Raw genomic sequence first — 18,110 nt, 5'->3', positions numbered from 1 at the left:
AAAACCAAATAGTGTGAGGCGGCGCTTCGCGCCGCCTCACACTATTTGGTTTTTGATTTGTCCTCATACAGGTGAATATAGCCATAAAAGCAGAAAACGGCGTAGTCGTTTTCTGCTTTGGTGTTAGATCGAGCTATTGCTAATTTTGCGAATGGCAACTACTGCTGGTTTTGGTGCATCATTAGGCTTGAGGGATGGCCAGTTAGAGCCGATGGGAACTTTACGAGTTTGCATAAACTCTCTGCCATCTGTGGTTCGCATCGCAAACTGACGAGATTCAGAAGCCATATCTTTGCGAGTACCTCTAATTTCCCCAGGGTGCTGCACTGATAAGAATAAGGTCTGCTGATCGCTGGAGAAAAATGGCCCAGTGGTTTCACATTCAATTGGACCAAATCCAAATAGAAAAGCCTTCCCAATATCAGCGCCAGATGTTGGCAAAAACCAGATAGAACTGTTACCGTAAAGTCCACGCAAGTCTGATTGACTGACAGATTTTCCAAATTTTTCCTTGCGACTAGGAATCGCGAGGTTATACTTGTCAGATGACATGTCGGTAACCATCCAGAGATGTCCACTGCGATCAATCGCTAAGTTATCTGGATTGGCAAAACCTAGACCTCCCTCCGCAGGTTCGCCACCTGTAGCAATCATTGACCATTGGAAGTTCATTGCATTGGGTTGATTTTCCTGCTCATTTAAACGCATGATCCAACCATATTCATAAGCTTGACCATCAGCACCTTTAAAGATTCTCAAATCTGGACTACCATCGCTATCACTAGCAGCACCTGAAGTAAAAGCAATAAATAAAGAACCATCGGTGGCTACTTTAGTGTCTTCTGGGCGTGCGGCACAGGTTGCACCAATAGCATTAGCCGCATAGTGAGCGTCGATCAAAATTGCGCCTTGCTTTTCGCGATCGCTACCTACATACAAATCACCCAAAGTTTTAAACTTGGATTTAAATTCCGAAATCTCCTCTTCTTTAGTTGCTCGGAAAATCCCACCTGCGGGTCTTTGGGGAAGAGGCAACATTTTCCCAGCAAGGACATCTAATCTATGGGGATTGATTGGGGTAGAAGGTTCTAGGGCAATCCAACTACCTGAACCATCAGCATTAAACTTAGCTGCATAGAGCATTCCTGATTCCAAAAGTTGAGAATTACCCTTGTCTTTAGGATCGGTGACAAGCCCTTTGCTAACAAATTTGTAAAGGTGTCCACCACGGCGATCGCAACCCGAATAAAATACTAGAGGCTTGCCAGCCTCGGCGCGAATGCCTACCGCTTCATGGCGATAGCGTCCTAGCCAAGTGTGTTTTGTGCCATAATCCTCAGGATTAGCAGGGTCAATCTCTACCATCCAGCCGTATTTGTTCCCTGCTAAGCCCAACACATTGGCGACACCATTGAGATCACCACTGTCTTTAATGAATTTTTTATTACTCGGATCGAGGGAAGTTCCATCAGGCATTACTGGTTCTGGTACAAAATCTTGAAAATTCTCTTCGGCGCTAAATACAGTTCCCCAAGGGGTTGTACCACCCGCACAATTGTTAAATGTCCCAATAATGCGATCGCCGATTTTATCCGTATAGCCTAAACCATTCTTTTTCCGAAAAATTGTGACAGCAGCCCCTGTAGTCTTGAGATAGCGACCATCTTCTAAACCTGAGATGCCAGTAATGCGGCGATCGGCTTTGGAATTTGTCCGCACCCATTTACCTTCAGAGGTTCGACGTACAGAAATTACACCAATTCCCAAATCAATCAGTGCTTCTTTGGAGATCAGCTCAATTTTGGCTTTGAGAGGATCGCTTACTGGTAAAGACCATGCATCAATATCCTTAGTACCAAGAGCTTTAAGGGCTGAGTCAACTTCATCAAATGGTAATTTTTTGCCAATAACCTTTGCATAGGATTGCTCCCAAGGAATACTACTAATGTATTCAAAATTGACAGTTAGATATCCTTCATTCGCGCTTGTTTCAATAAGAGATAAATAATCATTGTTATAGCCAAAACGCGAGTCTCCCACTGGGTCGCCCCATGCGGCAATGACATCATAGACAAATCCTTCAGGTAAAACTAGATCGTCCTTTACTTCAAAAGTTCTATAAAATCGGCTCTGTTTTGATGGAGCGATCGCATCCGTTACCAATGGCATTGGTCCTTTAATTGGTTTAAAGTTTAACAGTGAATATGTTGCGGCTAGAGATTCACTGTTTCCTTCAGATTCCATAAAAGGCATCGAAAATTTGGAGTCTAAGCGATCGCGAGATCCTACGTCCAATAGCATTGCTCCGCCAATTCCACCGATAAAAGTTAGGAAGTCTCTGCGTTTAATGGTCATGTTTTTAATAATTTTCTAAAGTTAGATTCGTGAGGATTGACGATAGTTCTAACTTTAGCGTCATGAGTTTAAGGCAAGGTAAAACTATGGACGGGGAACCAATTTTTGATGGCGCGGCTTCGCCGCGCCATCAAAAATTGGTTCCCTGTCCAAAAAGCGAGTGGTGGCACGAATCGCCGCCACTCGCTTTTTGGGCTTTGATTTGTTGCAAGTGACTAAAGCTATACCAGCGGGATTGAGTGGCTCGAAACTTCGCTCAGTCTACAAATTTGTTGTAGGGTAGGTTAATTATGTTTAGTTTTGCGATTCTCTCTATTTTTGTCTATCTAATTACAGGATTATTAATTCTTTTCTGTCTGACTCTAGTCATTAATAATGCCAAGGGTAACTGGTATGCTCAATACTAATTTCTGCTGATATTAGTGAACAAAAAAAACACATGTCAAAATCATTGCAAAATCTCGCTTCTACAGTTCGGATCTTTATCTTTGCGATTGGCTCAGTCTCTTTAGCGACAGTATTTACTGATCAGGCGATCGCCCAGTCCTCTATTCCTAAAGCCCCAAATCGTAGCGAAGAATGTGAAATTCTGATTGTGGGTGGTGGCGTTGCAGGAACAGCTACTGCCTACGAAGGATTACTCGCAGGTCGTACTGTTTGCATGACCGAGATTACGGATTGGGTCGGTGGACAGATAACTGCTCAAGGTACATCGGCTTTAGATGAAGCAAAAAAACAGCGCAATCTCTGGTTTTTCCCTCAAGGTTACACAGAATTTCGCAAGAGGATTGAGCAGAACTATGGCAAATTGAACGCGGGAGATTGTTGGGTAAGTGTGTCTTGTTTCATTCCCAATACTGCTCAGCAAATATTAGTGGGAATGTTGCAGGAAGCGGCGCAAAAGGGCAATGGTAAATTGAAATGGTTTCCGAATACAGTAATTAAAAAGCTGGAAATGAGTACTGACGGAAAACTGATTGATGGCGCGATCGCAATACAACATAGTCCCGCACCCAATACACCACCGCTAAATACTGAGCCACTTTCATCAATCATTGAAGATGCTTATCGCTACGAAAATTCATCACGATTAAACAAACAAATTATTCGGTTCATTCCGCTTGCCAGTAATGAAAAGCGTCCTACTGATTGGTTTGTGATTGATTCGACGGAAACAGGGGAAATTATTGCTTTAGCCGATGTTCCCTATCGTTTGGGTCTCGATCCGCGATCGCATCTCAATCCATCATCGCCCGTCACCGAGAATGATCCATACTGCACACAAGGCTTTACCTACACCTTTGCCATGGAGCAAACTGCTGAGGCTCAACCACAGCAAAAGCCCAGTTTTTACGATCGCTACTTACCCTATTACGGCTCTGACCCTAAGCCCAATCTGGCTAACTTTGACACTATTTTTACCTATCGACGCATCTGGAGCGCCGCTACTGAAAATCCGAAAAAGAATGCCTTTGGGGTTTCGCCTATGAAAGCAGGGGATATCTCCATGCAGAACTGGGTTTGGGGTAATGATTATCGTCCGGGAACTGACAAAGACAATCTCATTTATTCGCGTGAGCAGTTGCAAAAATTAGGGCAATTAGAGCCAAATGGATGGATGGGAGGTTTAAGAACGGAAACCCTCAAAAGTGGTGAAGAAATTGCACTTGGCTTCTACTATTGGCTAGTAGCAGGCACAACCGACTCACAGCAAAAAACTGATTGGAAAAAGCCTTTCCCTAATCACCGTTTGCTGACTGGCTTTGATTCGCCAATGGGAACTTCGCATGGACTGTCCAAATATCCCTACATTCGCGAGTCTCGCAGAATTATCGGTCGTCCATCCTATGGCTATTCTGAAGGCTTCAGCATGTCTGAAATCGATGTATCACAAGTAGATTTTAGTACCGAAACCTATCGCCAAAATCTCTCTGAGCAAACCTATCGCAGTTTATGGAAAGCTCTAGCAGGTGTAGAGTCAGCCAGTGCTATTAGAAATAATACTGAGCCTCAAAAGATTCCTCGCCGCACTCGTTCTACGATTTATCCTGATGCGATCGGTATTGCTCAATATTATTTAGATTTCCATCCTTGCCTGAGCGAATATCCCGTCGAAAAAGCTGGCAATACTGAAAGAGCAGGAGTTCGTAACGGTCATGGACCAGCGTTCCCAGGACAAATTCCTTTGCGATCGCTAATTCCTCAAAAAGTCGATAATCTGATCGTATCTGGTAAGAATATCGCCTTTAGTTATATCGTTGCCGCAGGTTATCGTGTCCATTCCTACGAGTGGTCAGTGGGAGCCGCTGCTGCAACGACTGCATCCTTTGCACTAGCTGAAGGACTACTTCCCTATCAATTAGTTGAAGATTTACCGCGAGTGAGTCCAAAGCTTTCGCAATTACAACAGATGCTAGTAAAAAATAATAATGCGATCGCTTTCCCAGACACTTCTATTTTTAATCTCAATTGGAGTGATTGGAAAATTTGGTAACAAAAGACGAGAGGCGGCGCGAAGCGCCGCCTCTCGTCTTAAAAAGACTGGCAAAAACAGCCATGCTTTGCATGGCTGTTTTTAATAAATGGTTTCGTCTTCTTTCCGCCAAGCAGGATCAACGATACAAATAAATACAATTGGCTCATCACCGATATTCTTGAGAAATTGTTTTGCATCTGGTGGAATATATACTGCATCGCCAGATTCGATCTCACGAATCTCTTCATCAATGTGCATTTCTCCTCTGCCACTGAGAATGTAATACACCTCAGAAGTTGTCAGTGAATGTGGCTGCGAAGTCTCGCCCACTGGCAAAATGGCATGGGCAAGACTATAACGCAGGTTAATCGCCTGTTTGTCAGGATGCAATAATTCGCGCAATATGGTCGAATCGCCAGCGATGAACTCTGGACAATCCAGCAATTTTTGGATCAACATTGAAACAATCTTAAATAAATTTTCTGAGCAATAGAGCGGTACTTTGAGCCGCTCTAGAATTACTTGATCGCTTGGACATCCTTAGGCGCAAAGCCGTGGGCGCTTAATTCTTTGTTGAGGGCTATCGGATTCTTAACGCGATCGACAAATAAGACCCCATTCAAGTGATCCATTTCATGCTGAATCACTCTGGCTAGCAATCCATCGGCAATAAGATGCTTCGGTCTACCATCTTCATCACGATAAGAGACTTCAACGCGATCAGGACGTACGACATCAAGAAATACTTCAGGAATGCTCAAACAGCCTTCTTCACCAGTAATTAGATCACCACCCGAAGACTTTACTTCAGGATTGATCATTACTAAAGGTGGCTTACTCTCGTCCTTAAGTTCAATATCAATGACAAGTAATTGTTTGTTAATCCCCACCTGTGGCGCAGCAAGACCGATGCCATCGTTGCTATACATGGTCTGGAGCATCTCCACAATAGTCTGACGAATCTCGTCGTTGACTTTGCTAATGCGCTTAGCTGGCTGACGTAATACGCGATCGCCTAGGGTATGGACTTGCAGTGGTGGATTTTTGAGCTTTTGTTTGGGGACTTTTATGGAAATTGCAGACATTGCCGATCAGCTTGTAAATCTAAGCTTGTAGTTAACTCCCTATATTTTGGCATATTGCATCGCTTGTTCGGCAATTACAAAGATCTGCACTCAAAATTTAGATGGTGCAAAGCACCATCTAAATTTTATAGTTTACCGATCGCATATTCGATGAGTTTGAGCAAAGACTTACTCATCTGCTCAAAGCCTTGGCGTTTAAGCGCAGATATAGCGATCGCCTCAGGATATTTCTCTAAGATTGCCTTGGGATCTTCAACAGCATCGATTTTATTGAAAACCAACAGGATTGGACCAACGGCGATCGGCATATCTTTGAGGATTTTATCCACCGATTTAAGCTGATCTTCCCAAGCAGAATGAGAAGCATCGACTAAATGTACTAGTACATCGGCTTCTGAGACTTCCTCAAGTGTGGCACGAAAGGCATCAACCAGCGATTTAGGAAGTTCATGAATGAATCCTACGGTGTCGGTAAGTAGAACCGTATGCATTTGATCATCCTCACCCGTAAGCGTGAGGCGGCGAGTGGTGGGGTCGAGGGTTGCAAACAACTTGTCAGCAGCATAGACCTCGGCTTTAGTCATCGCATTCAGCAAAGTTGATTTGCCCGCATTAGTATAGCCAACGATCGCGACGGTGGGGACTTCTTGATCAACTCGTTTTTGGCGAATGCGCGATCGCTGTGCTTGCAGATGATTAACTTGCTGCTGAAGGAAGGTGATGCGCTTTTGAATTACACGGCGATCGGTTTCTAATTTGGTTTCACCTGGGCCGCGTGTACCGATACCGCCGCCGAGTCTAGATAGAGCTTGACCATGCCCAGCTAAGCGCGGTAATCGATATTCTAGCTGAGCTAGCTCAACTTGTAGCTTCCCTTCCGATGACTGGGCACGTTGAGCAAAAATATCGAGAATTACTTCAGTGCGATCGCTAACTCGTAAGCCGATCATTCTTTCAATATTGCGGGTTTGGGAAGCCGTGAGTTCGCGATCAAATACGACCAAATTTGCACCTTTAGTTTGGGCAGCGATCGCGAGTTCTAATACTTTGCCTTCACCGAGAACGGTCTGAGGATGGGGACGTTCGCGTTTTTGCCAGAGTGCATCTAGCACTTTACCGCCTGCGCTTTCTACAAGTTGACCAAGTTCAATCATCGTAAAGGGCATTGAGTCTGACTTTTCTTTTTGATGCATTAGCCCGACTAGCACTACGCGATCACGATCATCATCAGTGGCTCGACCTGCAAAGTTGCGGCTAAATTCTTCTTCTAGCCCTTCTACTAATTCCAAGAAATCTTGCTTGGATAGTGCCTCGATGGTCATCGGCGTTGATACCCGCCAAGCATTCTGCTGTTCAGGCAGTTCTGTATCAGTAGCTGGTAATAAATGCGCCAAATATCCCCGCTCAGCATAGCCTTTGGGATTAACTGGCAAGATTATCAAGGCATCAAGACGCTGCATCAACATCGCCGTTAAGTCAGTGGGGTTAGGCGGCAGAGCATCAGGACTTGCACAAATACAGCGCAATCCACTGAGGCGATCGCTACCATAGCGAGGCAATTCAAGGGGTGGGATTTTAGTTTGATTAGGTGTCCCGATCGCCACGCGGATCACCTGTCCGCGCCTATTGATATATATGCAGATAGATTCCTTTAGCTCAGCACTAACTGCGGCAAGACGTTGAGCTAATTCAGGCGTGGTGAGGCTATCTTGAGGCAATCGCGATCGATACAATCGATCTAATTGCTTTAATTGATGCGCCTTCAGTCCTTGGGTTTTTCCGTAAATAGTTTCGATATGCGTTACTCAGTATAATTGTGATAACTGCCTATAAAACCAATTGAGAATCACTTATTGCGGTCAAAAGCTCTAAGAGATCCCCCTCACCCCCCCTTAAAAAGGGGGAAGAATTTAAATTCTCCCCCCTTTTTAAGGGGGGCTGGGGGGGATCTAGATAATTCTTAAAGGGGTTCTAAGATAGCTATCACAATTATACTGAGTCAGAACTATGAACGCTACAGCGCTTTTTTTAGTAACCCACGGCAGTAGCGATCGCCGTTCATGGTTAGCTTTGCAAAATTTTGTAGCCGTAGCGCGATCGCGAAAAAATAAATATGGCGATGATTATGATAATCGCTATATTAGCGGTGGTTGTCTAGAAGGTCAGGAACTTAGTTTATCCCAGCAATTAGAACAATTTGCGACGGAGGTGATCCCAGATGGGGTTTCTGAAATTGTGATTTTGCCTCTGTTTTTGCTAGAAGGAGTTCATGTCAGCGAAGATATTCCTGAACAAATAGCGATCGCGGAAAGTAAGTTAACAGATAAATTAGCAGAAAAATTTCCTGATAAATCCTCAGATCGGTCGATATTTCGGCTTATGGCTCACGTAGGTACAGATAAGCAGATTCCGAGTCTACTATTACAGCACTTTGAGAAATATAGCGACGAAAGCGGCTTAGAAAAACAGGGGCGCATTCTCATGGCGCATGGCAGTCGTCGGTTTGGGGCAAATCAGGTAGTTGAGGACTTGGCAACCCAGAGTCAGGCGATCGCCGCTTATTGGGGAGTGGAGCCAAAAATAGAAACGCAGATTGAGAATTTATTAGCACAGGGCTTTCATAAAATTAATGTGTTGCCATATTTTTTGACTGAAGGTGGAATTACTGAAGCGATCGCCAATAAGCTAGAACTCTATCGCGATCGCACCCAGATTCAGCAGTTACCTGTACCATTATCGAATGAGCAGATTGTAGATTTAGCATTAAAACTCATTTAGCTGATGTTCGACAGATTGTTATAAGATTTAGAGCTAAATCATCATGTGTTTTACATTTTGACCTGCCCAAAAGTTCTAAGTACCTCAGCGCTGTAATTTCCATAAGACCGACAAGGTAAAAAAAGTTGGCTGAAAGATATCACAATCTTAATCCCATATATCAAGACATTCTTAAACAAGAGCGTCTTAAAAACTTAATGCGAATAGCTAAATGCATTGAAAATAGTACAGTTGGTATTTTTGAAACAACTCTAGATGATCAAATTCGGGGGATTAGCGTATCTTTTTGTGATTTGTTAGGATACAGCGCTGAGCAAGTCTGCCAACTCAAGTATCAGCAGATTTGCCATCCCGATGACTTGTCTGCGTATTATTTTCTCAAAGAGAGATTACTGTCAGGAGAAATCGATCATTGTTATATCAATGTGCGTTATATTCGCGAAGATGGACAAATTGTTCAAGTGCTTCAAAGTACTGATCTTGATGTTGGAGGCTCAAAGGAACCTCACTTTGTGAATCGATTTGAAGATATTACTGATTGGGAACAGACAGCGAAAAACAAGCAAGATTTTGAGAGCCGAACTCGCTATCTATTTGAGAACAACCCTAATCCGATGTGGATTTATGATCTCGCAACACTAAAGTTTTTGGCAGTGAATCAGGCTGCCATAAATCATTATGGCTATAGCGAAGAAGAATTTCTATCAATGACCTTACAGGATATTCGTCCTGCCGAAGATATTCCAATGCTTTTGGAGGCTCTCTCCAAAGTATCCCTAGGATTTAGCGTACCTGAAGTATGGAGACATCGCAAAAAAGATGGCACACAGATCTTTGTAGAAGTTTCAGCCCATACCCTTGACTATCAAAATCATAAGTGCGAACTGATTTTGATCAATGATATCACCAAAAAAATGCAGGCTGAAGAAGCTCTGAAACGCGCTGAAGCTAAGTATCGCAGTATTTTTGAGAATGCGATTGAAGGAATTTTTCAATCAACCGTTGATGGTAAGTTCTTGATGTCAAATCCGATGCTCGCCAAAATTTATGGATATGATTCTCCTGAAGATTTGATTGCTAATCTTACTGATATCAAAGAGCAATTGTATGTCGATCCCCAGTGTCGTTGGGAATTAATCAAACTTTTAGAAGCACAAGAGGAAGTTAAATTCTTTGAATCTGAAGTTTATCGAAAAGATGGCTCCATCATTTGGACTTCGGAAAATGTTCATGCAATTTACGATATAGCTGGTCATATTCTTTATTTTGAGGGAACAGTTGAAGATATTACAGCGGGTAAACGGGCTAAAGCTGAAATTGAACATCTTGCTTTTCATGATTCTTTAACAGATTTACCGAATCGTGTGCTGTTTCGAGATCGCCTGTCAACGGCTTTAGTCAATGCATCAGTACAACTCCAAATCTATCTCGATCACCATGACTTCGCTGAAATCAAAGCAATCCCACCATTACTAGCGGTGCTATTTTTGGATTTAGATCGCTTTAAGCTAGTAAACGACACCATGGGACATGCCGCAGGCGATCGCCTCCTAATTGAAGTTGCTAAAAGGTTGAGTGAGTGCATGATTGAAAATACCTTTTTAGCAAGGATGGGTGGAGATGAATTTATGATCTTTGTGCCTGAATTGCAGAGTGTAGAATCAATTCAACAATTTGCTCAACTAATTTTACAATCCTTTGAAAGTCCTTTCTTTGTTGAAGAGATGGCTCTTTATATTGGTACGAGTATCGGTATTAGTCTTTATCCCAATGATGGTATGGATGAAGAGACTTTGATGAAAAATGCTGATACCGCAATGTTTCGCGCCAAAGAACGTGGTCGTAACCATTATCAACTCTACAACCATGCGATCGGCGCAAAAGTGAAAGAATATGTAGCGATCGAGAATGGGATTCGCCAAGCTCTAGATCGCTCAGAGTTTCAGGTGTTCTATCAGCCGCAAATTAATCTAGTTACAGGCGAGATTGACTGTATGGAGGCGTTAGCACGTTGGCTACATCCTGAATTAGGATGGGTTCCACCTAATCAATTTATTCCAGCAGCCGAGGAGCATGGGTTGATTGTGCGCTTGGGTGAATGGATATTGAGAACAGCTTGTACCCAAAATCGGTTATGGCAAAGAGAAGGCTTACCTCCGATTCGGATGGCTGTAAATTTCTCTGCAAAACAGTTTCAAGTTGTCGATCTTTGCGATCGCATTATGCAAATTCTTGTGGAAACCGATTTAGACCCACAATATTTAGAATTGGAAATTACTGAAAGCTTGGTGATGCAAGACCAAAATACAACAATTGCGATGCTGAAACAGTTACAGACAAGGGGCATGAGTGTATCGATTGATGATTTTGGAACTGGTTATTCTTCGTTGAGTTATTTAAGACTCTTGCCTGTAAGTAAGGTCAAAATTGATGCTAGCTTTATTCGCGAAACTCCTCAAAATAAGGATGATGCCGCCATTACATCAGCAATTATTGCGATGGCTCATAATCTCAATCTTACAGCGATCGCTGAAGGTGTAGAGCGGAAAGAGCAATTGGAATTTTTGCGATCGCATAATTGTGACGCAGTGCAGGGTTATCTATTTAGCCGCCCTGTGCCTGCCCATGAAGCGACTTTATTACTGCAAGCACAATTAAAATAGATCTCCAAGAGTGAGGGCGGCGCTTCACGCCGCCCTCACTCTTGGGATTTGCTAATTGCTAATTTCGGCGATCGCCTTACGGGCAATGCTTGTAATATATAGCGTTACAGCAACTGTAGCTATAAAACCAACAATCCGAATGACCCATTGAATAGTGGCATCTGTGGGTTGACTCTCGCTACCGATACGGGCAATATCTCCAGCTAGAGAACCAATATAGACATACATCACTGTCCCAGGAAACATGCCAACGGAAGCCATTGCATAGTCTTTGAGCGTAACTCCAGTAATTCCAAAAGCATAATTAAGTAAATTAAATGGAAATATTGGTGACAGTCTCGTTAACAGAACAATTTTGAATCCTGCATGTGTAACAGCCTGATCGATCGCTGCAAAGTTTTGATTACCTTCAATCTTTTTACCAACCCAATCACGGGCTAAATACCGCCCAACTAAAAAAGCAGCGATCGCCCCTAAGGTTGCACCGATGAATACATAGAGAGAACCTAGGACAACACCAAATACCACACCTGCACCTAAGGTCAAGATGGAACCTGGGATAAAGGCGACGGTCGCAACAATATAGATGAGCATAAAAGCAAGCCCACCGATGTAACCTAAGCTTTCCACCCATTTCAAGGATGAGCGAAGTAGTTCTTGAGGATTGAAACTGGTGATCGGGGCTGTTTCTTGAGCAAAGGCAGGATTAACTAGGATGGCATTGATTGCTAAAAAGGCGATCGCTCCAAAAAGTAAGCGCATTAAGTAAGAAGATATATAAAACTGTTGTTCACTTCTCCTAGTGGGAGAGGGGCTAGGGGTGGGGGGATTCTTATACATCAGCAACATCCACCACCGTTATAGTGCCAAGTAGAATCTGTGATCAGCACATCTTGCGGAAACTTATCAGCAAGTTTTGCCGCAGTTTTATCACATACGGATGTCGGATTACCACGCTGCAAAACATGCCCTGCTTGATCATCTAGAGATGACTCCAGCCCACTATAAACAGCGGTTTTGCCTGTAAATACACAAGCTCCATCACTGGGAATGGGAACCTTGAATGATACAGAATCTAAACTCTCTAACATCAGCGGCGTATCCAAATCAAAGCTATGGGTATCCAGCAAGCGATAGGGACGACGGGCGCGGACTTCTATTTGTCCAAATCCTGCGGCAATTAGGTAATGAATATACTCGTCATAGGTCATGGCTCCTGATAGGCACATAGCACGTAGTCGCTCATCCGCTTGTAGATTTGCAGGAATAGGACGAGTAGCGATCGGATCACTCATAATCAATCTGCCTTTAGGTTTGAGAACTCGATAGACTTCTTTTAAAGCTCTTTGTAAGTCTTGAGGCTCAAAAATATTAAATAGACAATTCTGAGCAACTACATCAACCGAAGCATCAGGAACAGGCAATGCAAAGGCATCTCCTTCTAAAATGTTCACAAATTCAGGATCAAACCAATCATTCTCTTGAGCCGCTAATTTCAAATTATGACTAGCAACTTCACGCATGGCGGCTACTGGATCAACGGCAATAACGCTACCTTTACGACGACAGAAGTAAGCAAATTGCAGAGCTTCTAAACCACCGCCAACCCCAATATACAAAACCGTTGGACTACCACGTAATTCTGTAGGATGGATGGTTGTTCCACAGCCATAGTTCATCTGCTCAATGATTTTAGGTATTTTGAGATTAGGGAATTGCAGTGGTGGCGTACTAATGCAGCACAGCCCAACCTGTGGTGTTTTTGCTGCTTCCGTATAAAATTCGGCGGTAGTTTCGAGATAGCTCATGAAGATTTACACAAGGATATTGATTGGGGCATTGGAAATAAATTTAGGACTTACGCAAAAATGCCTTAAGTAGCTCACCATAATTAAAACCTAAAACCAGAAGCTGTCCCGCCCGCTGCGCGGGCGGGACAGCTTTCTAGGTTTTTAGTTTACTTATGCCTAGTTACTTAAAACTCTTATTTTACAGTAGTGGCAATTCATGAATTGCCACTACTGTAGTTTAGCTTTTTCACAAGTCACATCTGCCACTAAAGAAAATTCCAAAAATGAGAGTGGGTGCTTCGCACCCACTCTCATTTTTGGAATTTAGAGGAGTTCCGTAGAACGTTCTGCTAGCTTCGAGCGTTCCCCCTTACTGAGAGTAATATGTCCAGCCAATGGGTCATTTTTAAACCTTTCTACCACATAGGTTAAGCCATTACTTGCTGCATCAATGTAGGGATTATCAATTTGTTCTGGATCACCAGTTAGAATCACTTTTGTACCTTCACCAGCGCGGGTAAGAATAGTTTTCACCTCATGGGGAGTAAGGTTTTGAGCTTCATCCACAATCAGAAATTGTTGAGGAATAGTCCGACCTCGAATGTAGGTAAGCGGTTCAATCTGAAGTAAACCTCGTTCCATTAAGTCCTCATGTCCTCGCCGAGTATGTGAATGCATACTCCGCTTTTCTTTTGGATCTTTGGGGGATTGAGAGCCAAAAATCAGATCGAAATTATCGTAAATGGGTTGCATCCAAGGTGTAAGTTTTTCCTTAATATCCCCAGGCAGAAAGCCAATGTCTTTACCCATAGGGATTACGGGGCGTGAAATTAGCAGCCTAGTATATACGCGCTCATCGGCAACCTTATGCAATCCCACCGCGATCGCTAACAAAGTTTTGCCAGTGCCAGCTTTGCCAACGAGGGTAACTAGGGGAATAGCATCATTCAGCAAAAGATCGAGGGCAAATTTTTGTTCGCGATTGCGTGCATTGATTCCCACAACCCCTGAATTGACGAGCTTATTGATGGCGACTAGTTTTGTGGAGTCTTGGTTGCTACTACTGGCGATCGCTAAAGCCGTATGGGAAGGATTGAACTGATCGATCAGCATCACCGCTTGATTTGGGCAAAGTTCACCATCAATAGAAATCGCGCCATTCTTAAAAAGCAGATCGATCTTTTCTGCATCGACGATTACTTCTGTAATACCTGTATAAAGTTCAGAAACATCAACCTTATTCGTCTCATAATCTTGAGCTTCCAGTCCTAGGGCATCAGCTTTGATCCGTAGATTGGTGTCTTTGCTGACCATGACCACCCGACATTGACAACCACGTTTAAGTTCGAGTGCGACTGCGAGAATGGCATTGTCATTGCGATCGCCTTCTAGTTCAATGGGCAGAGTTTTTAACGTTTCGCGATCGCACAGTGCTACTCGCAGCAATCCCCCACTTTCCAACTCAATCCCTTGGATGATATTCCCCTGACTTCGTAATTCGTCTAAGTCTCGCGAAACTTGTCGCGCATTGCGTCCGATCATCTCAGGTTGCTTTTTAAAGCGATCGAGTTCTTCAATAATGGTCATGGGTAAGACGACCTCATTATCCTCAAAGCGTCTCATGGCTGTGGGATCGTATAGCAATACATTGGTGTCCAGCACAAAAATCTTTTTCATATTATTAAATTTTTAGGTAGTGCTAAAGAGGGCAGGATTTTAAAGGGCTTTCTTACCGCGCAAAGCACTGTCTATCCTTAAAATTTAATCTTGACACTTTCAAGGCGATTATGTTGATTTTGTGTAGCGATCGCTACAATGCTTAACACCAAAACATAAAGCCAAAATAAAAAAAGCTGCGCGAAGCGCAGCTTTTTTTATTTTGGCTTTATGCGTAAAGCGACAGCTATAAAACTAAAAAAGGGGCGCTTCGCGCCCCTTTTTTAGTTAAAACAAGGTAGAAATACCGTTTGGACGCAAATCTTTGTAATCTAGAATCTTGCGAACTACATCAAATGTAGACTGCGAGTTAGTAATCGGAATGATAGAAGCTAACTGCCCTGGTAACACTTGCATCACAGGAGGCATATCCTGAGTGAACATATTAATCGTGCGATTAATTAGCGAGTAAGTCCCCTTGGAAAAAGCGTTGGTATAGGTGAATTGATTAGTTGCTTGAGGTAGCCCAGCAACATTAAACAACCCAATGGGGATACCTTGCGATGTTGTCAGAAAACGAGCAACTGTTTGATTGAGAACATTGGTCGATTGGATTTGAGTGAAGTAGTCATAGACTTTGACATTCTTATCGATCTTACCAACACGCTTAGAATCAATACCACATACAGTTCTTAACGTTCCATAGGCGGATGGATCGCTGGGTAAAATCAAGCTGATAGCTGAGAAGTCTTTGAGCAATTGCACTTCGCTATAGCCTAGGGGACGATTATTCAAATCGAATAAACGCACAATTAGGCGATCGCCTGGATTGAGACCACGGATAAAGGTCGCACGCTGATTAATATTAAAGCGATAATCACCGACGAATCGCTCTGTGAGAAATCCATTAGAACGCTTTGATCTGATCGAAAGACGTGTAATCACCTGAGACAAACGGGGCTGATTTTGCAAAACAGCGAGACTGAAATGCCCACGATGAGGATTCTTTCTTGATAGCTCAACGCCATCACGTTCCTTGCGATCCTTCCGATCTGAGCGGCGATCGTCATCATAATCATCATCTTCATCGTCATCACGATCCTTGCGATCTTGACGATTCGAGCGGCGATCATCATCATCGTCGTCGTCATCGTCATCTTTTCTAGAGACAACGATAGGCTTCATCGGTTTAACAGAGCTACCAGTCTGGACATTGGTAGTTTGCACAACTACGGTTTGGCTAGACTGTGAACTTGTTGATTGAGAAGAAGTTGTAATTCCCAAATCGCGATCAGAAAGTCCTGAATTGTTTGAGGAGTTGTTTGATGAGTTATTCGAGGAATTGTTCGATGAGTTATTCGAGGAATTGTTCGATGAGTTATTTGAGGAATTATTCGATGTATTAATGTATATCGAAGAAATACGTCCAGAACTTACCTCAGAAGCGCTAGCTGTGATAATTGAAGTAAAGGATCTGATTTCTTCGATCTCAAATCTGGCATCTTTTAAGCCATTGGACTGATCGTAGCGCACGCTAGTCACTGCCTTAAGATCGCCATTATAGATATCGTCAAGCGAAATTTTTTCGCTCAACAGGCGTAAAGGAATCACTTCCACAAAAGCGGATTGTCGTCCTGCATTTTTGGAAAGTAGTCTTGCACCTGAGTTGGTATAAACTTCGCGCCATTCTCCAGCACGTCTGACATAAAGTTGATATACCGCATTCGCGTAGGTTGTCGAAGGCTTATTGGCAATGTCTAATAAAATGCCAATACTTGAAAGGTTGCCAGAGTTGTCAAGCAAGCGCAATAACTGCACACCTGTTTGCCAGCCTTGTGGGGCTTGGGCGACGATTTGAGGAACAGATGGAGCCGCGATCGCTTCTATAGTATTCAGAAAAGAAGCAGTAGTCAGAGTTGCTGCGAGAAGACATAGAGATGTCTTCTGAAAACTTTTACGCAAAATGTTCATTATTATTTGTTCCTAGCTCGATTTACTGCATGATTTGCTAGAGTCAACCTATGATTGGTAACGCATGGCACGCTAGGCGCACAATAGTGTCCCGATATTAGGCAAAGAAGTCTCTTAGAAAAGACGATCTACTAAGTTTTTTGTTCCATTACAACAACAAAGGCGACCATTAGGTTCGCCTTTGTTGTCTGATCAAATAGAGAAGGGCAGCGCGAAGCACTGTCCTTCTCTAAAAATTTGGATGACTATACAAAAATTTCAAAGAAAGCGTGATATTTGAATCTGTGCCCAGAAATTTTGCAGGCGATCGCCTAAACTCGCGATCGGAAATCTTGGTTGAGATCGCCATTTATTTAATAACAAATGTCCCATCGGGGTCAGCCGAAAACTATCAGTAATACCCTGTCCATCCACCTCGCGGCGCAGAACGCCTACTTGGATCAGCCATAGTAAAGCATTTTCCGTAATGATCAAATTTGTGGAACTAGTCAAATATTGGTTTTTGATGCCCTCATTACCTGCGATCGCTCTCAGGTTTACGCCTTGTGTTGCCATATCCGCGAATAACTTAGTCGTAAAGGGCGCACATCTTAGCGCTACTTCGGCTCTTTGCAATATTTGAGGCTCGTATTCAGTAATATCTTTGTTGTTACTTTTACTTAAAGTTTCGGTTGACATGGCATTTTCTGAGCATTGGTCTAGTTTAATACTTTAAAGTTAATGCTAGCAGTACTACCCAACGCTAGCATTAACCTTTGGGTAAGTAATTGTCCAAAATGAATTATCCCCAACTTTAAAGCTTTACCTCGCAGGAACGTAATACGAAAACACAAAATGGCAAAACACAAAACAGCATAGCCATTTTGTGTTTTTAAAACCCTGACTGGGGTTGTTTTTTAATTCCTGAAAGTGAGACAACACTTTCAGGAATTGGTATAACTTTACAGTTAGGGATTTGTAACTAATTAAGTCAATCTTGCTTTATAGAAAGTCTTAGTTTCTTTACGGAGTAAAGTTGAAATTAATTGTATCTTTTAGGGTCTTTTTTCTCTTTTTTCTCAGAAGGATCTTTCTTGGGCTTTTTAGCCTCTTTATTGCCCTTTTGTTCTTTAGACATTATTTCCTCCAGTGCCGATAACAAGCGAGAATCAGCAATATTTAATCCTGCTGATCACTATTATTCTACCTTAATTCTAAATAATCTGTGATCTTCATCCCTTAAGCAATACAACATGAGTTTATTATAAAAAATTAAATTAAATTGAATTTCTTTTTTGAAAAACTTCATCGTTACAGAGATTACTATTCTTGTTAAGATATCGAACCTAAAAATAAA

General features: G+C 42.7%; 12 protein-coding genes. 3 read left to right on the top strand and 9 right to left on the bottom strand.

Annotated elements, in window-relative coordinates; translation table 11 throughout:
* Window positions 1-123: 123 nt before the first annotated feature.
* Window positions 124-2,355, bottom strand: a complete 2,232-nt coding sequence (locus tag H6G05_RS15040) for a PhoX family protein (RefSeq protein ID WP_190578946.1) — start codon at window positions 2,353-2,355, stop codon at window positions 124-126.
* 439 nt (window positions 2,356-2,794) lie between these two features.
* On the opposite strand from H6G05_RS15040, the gene H6G05_RS15035 reads away from it, so the two are divergent.
* Window positions 2,795-4,849 (top strand): FAD-dependent oxidoreductase, encoded by a 2,055-nt coding sequence (locus H6G05_RS15035; protein ID WP_190578945.1) that lies wholly within the window; start codon window positions 2,795-2,797, stop codon window positions 4,847-4,849.
* Between the two features lie 81 nt (window positions 4,850-4,930).
* On the opposite strand, the gene H6G05_RS15030 is transcribed toward H6G05_RS15035, so the two are convergent.
* The 3 genes from H6G05_RS15030 to hflX form a co-directional block, all read right to left on the bottom strand.
* Window positions 4,931-5,290 (bottom strand): cupin domain-containing protein, encoded by a 360-nt coding sequence (locus H6G05_RS15030; protein WP_190578944.1) that lies wholly within the window; start codon window positions 5,288-5,290, stop codon window positions 4,931-4,933.
* A 59-nt stretch (window positions 5,291-5,349) separates the two neighbouring features.
* Window positions 5,350-5,916 (bottom strand): peptide deformylase, encoded by a 567-nt coding sequence (gene def / locus H6G05_RS15025; protein ID WP_190578943.1) that lies wholly within the window; start codon window positions 5,914-5,916, stop codon window positions 5,350-5,352.
* A 125-nt stretch (window positions 5,917-6,041) separates the two neighbouring features.
* Window positions 6,042-7,649 (bottom strand): GTPase HflX, encoded by a 1,608-nt coding sequence (hflX, locus tag H6G05_RS15020; RefSeq protein WP_242025532.1) that lies wholly within the window; start codon window positions 7,647-7,649, stop codon window positions 6,042-6,044.
* A 274-nt stretch (window positions 7,650-7,923) separates the two neighbouring features.
* On the opposite strand from hflX, the gene H6G05_RS15015 reads away from it, so the two are divergent.
* Both H6G05_RS15015 and H6G05_RS15010 read left to right on the top strand, forming a co-directional pair.
* Window positions 7,924-8,694: a sirohydrochlorin chelatase gene (locus H6G05_RS15015; RefSeq protein ID WP_190578942.1), complete on the top strand. Its 771-nt coding sequence runs from the start codon at window positions 7,924-7,926 to the stop codon at window positions 8,692-8,694.
* A 197-nt stretch (window positions 8,695-8,891) separates the two neighbouring features.
* Window positions 8,892-11,357, top strand: a complete 2,466-nt coding sequence (locus tag H6G05_RS15010) for a sensor domain-containing protein (protein WP_190578941.1) — start codon at window positions 8,892-8,894, stop codon at window positions 11,355-11,357.
* A 51-nt stretch (window positions 11,358-11,408) separates the two neighbouring features.
* Here H6G05_RS15010 and H6G05_RS15005 read toward each other — a convergent pair whose 3' ends face one another.
* The 5 genes from H6G05_RS15005 to H6G05_RS14985 form a co-directional block, all read right to left on the bottom strand.
* Window positions 11,409-12,119, bottom strand: coding sequence for a TVP38/TMEM64 family protein (locus H6G05_RS15005; protein WP_190578961.1), 711 nt, complete (start codon window positions 12,117-12,119; stop codon window positions 11,409-11,411).
* Window positions 12,120-12,196: 77 nt separating this feature from the next.
* Window positions 12,197-13,165 (bottom strand): arsenosugar biosynthesis arsenite methyltransferase ArsM, encoded by a 969-nt coding sequence (arsM, locus tag H6G05_RS15000; protein ID WP_190578940.1) that lies wholly within the window; start codon window positions 13,163-13,165, stop codon window positions 12,197-12,199.
* Between the two features lie 306 nt (window positions 13,166-13,471).
* Window positions 13,472-14,824, bottom strand: a complete 1,353-nt coding sequence (locus H6G05_RS14995) for a PhoH family protein (RefSeq protein WP_190578939.1) — start codon at window positions 14,822-14,824, stop codon at window positions 13,472-13,474.
* Window positions 14,825-15,091: 267 nt separating this feature from the next.
* On the bottom strand, window positions 15,092-16,774 hold the full coding sequence (locus tag H6G05_RS26120) for a hypothetical protein (RefSeq protein WP_190578938.1): 1,683 nt from the start codon (window positions 16,772-16,774) through the stop codon (window positions 15,092-15,094).
* A 258-nt stretch (window positions 16,775-17,032) separates the two neighbouring features.
* Window positions 17,033-17,452 (bottom strand): Npun_F0494 family protein, encoded by a 420-nt coding sequence (locus tag H6G05_RS14985; RefSeq protein ID WP_190578937.1) that lies wholly within the window; start codon window positions 17,450-17,452, stop codon window positions 17,033-17,035.
* Window positions 17,453-18,110 lie beyond the last annotated feature (658 nt).

Origin of the sequence: Phormidium tenue FACHB-1050, from assembly GCF_014696925.1 — a bacterium.
GTDB lineage: Bacteria > Cyanobacteriota > Cyanobacteriia > Pseudanabaenales > Pseudanabaenaceae > Pseudanabaena.
Note: the sequence above shows the minus strand (reverse complement) of the source record. Positions and strands in the feature narration are given on the sequence as shown.

What these genes read in the sequence shown, in the direction of transcription:
- H6G05_RS15040 (WP_190578946.1), bottom strand. Translation starts at nt 2,355, where the DNA reads ATGACCATTAAACGCAGAGACTTCCTAACTTTTATCGGTGGAATTGGC.
- H6G05_RS15035 (WP_190578945.1), top strand. Translation starts at nt 2,795, where the DNA reads ATGTCAAAATCATTGCAAAATCTCGCTTCTACAGTTCGGATCTTTATC.
- H6G05_RS15030 (WP_190578944.1), bottom strand. Translation starts at nt 5,290, where the DNA reads ATGTTGATCCAAAAATTGCTGGATTGTCCAGAGTTCATCGCTGGCGAT.
- def (WP_190578943.1), bottom strand. Translation starts at nt 5,916, where the DNA reads ATGTCTGCAATTTCCATAAAAGTCCCCAAACAAAAGCTCAAAAATCCA.
- H6G05_RS15015 (WP_190578942.1), top strand. Translation starts at nt 7,924, where the DNA reads ATGAACGCTACAGCGCTTTTTTTAGTAACCCACGGCAGTAGCGATCGC.
- H6G05_RS15010 (WP_190578941.1), top strand. Translation starts at nt 8,892, where the DNA reads ATGCGAATAGCTAAATGCATTGAAAATAGTACAGTTGGTATTTTTGAA.
- H6G05_RS15005 (WP_190578961.1), bottom strand. Translation starts at nt 12,119, where the DNA reads ATGCGCTTACTTTTTGGAGCGATCGCCTTTTTAGCAATCAATGCCATC.
- arsM (WP_190578940.1), bottom strand. Translation starts at nt 13,165, where the DNA reads ATGAGCTATCTCGAAACTACCGCCGAATTTTATACGGAAGCAGCAAAA.
- H6G05_RS14995 (WP_190578939.1), bottom strand. Translation starts at nt 14,824, where the DNA reads ATGAAAAAGATTTTTGTGCTGGACACCAATGTATTGCTATACGATCCC.
- H6G05_RS26120 (WP_190578938.1), bottom strand. Translation starts at nt 16,774, where the DNA reads ATGAACATTTTGCGTAAAAGTTTTCAGAAGACATCTCTATGTCTTCTC.
- H6G05_RS14985 (WP_190578937.1), bottom strand. Translation starts at nt 17,452, where the DNA reads ATGTCAACCGAAACTTTAAGTAAAAGTAACAACAAAGATATTACTGAA.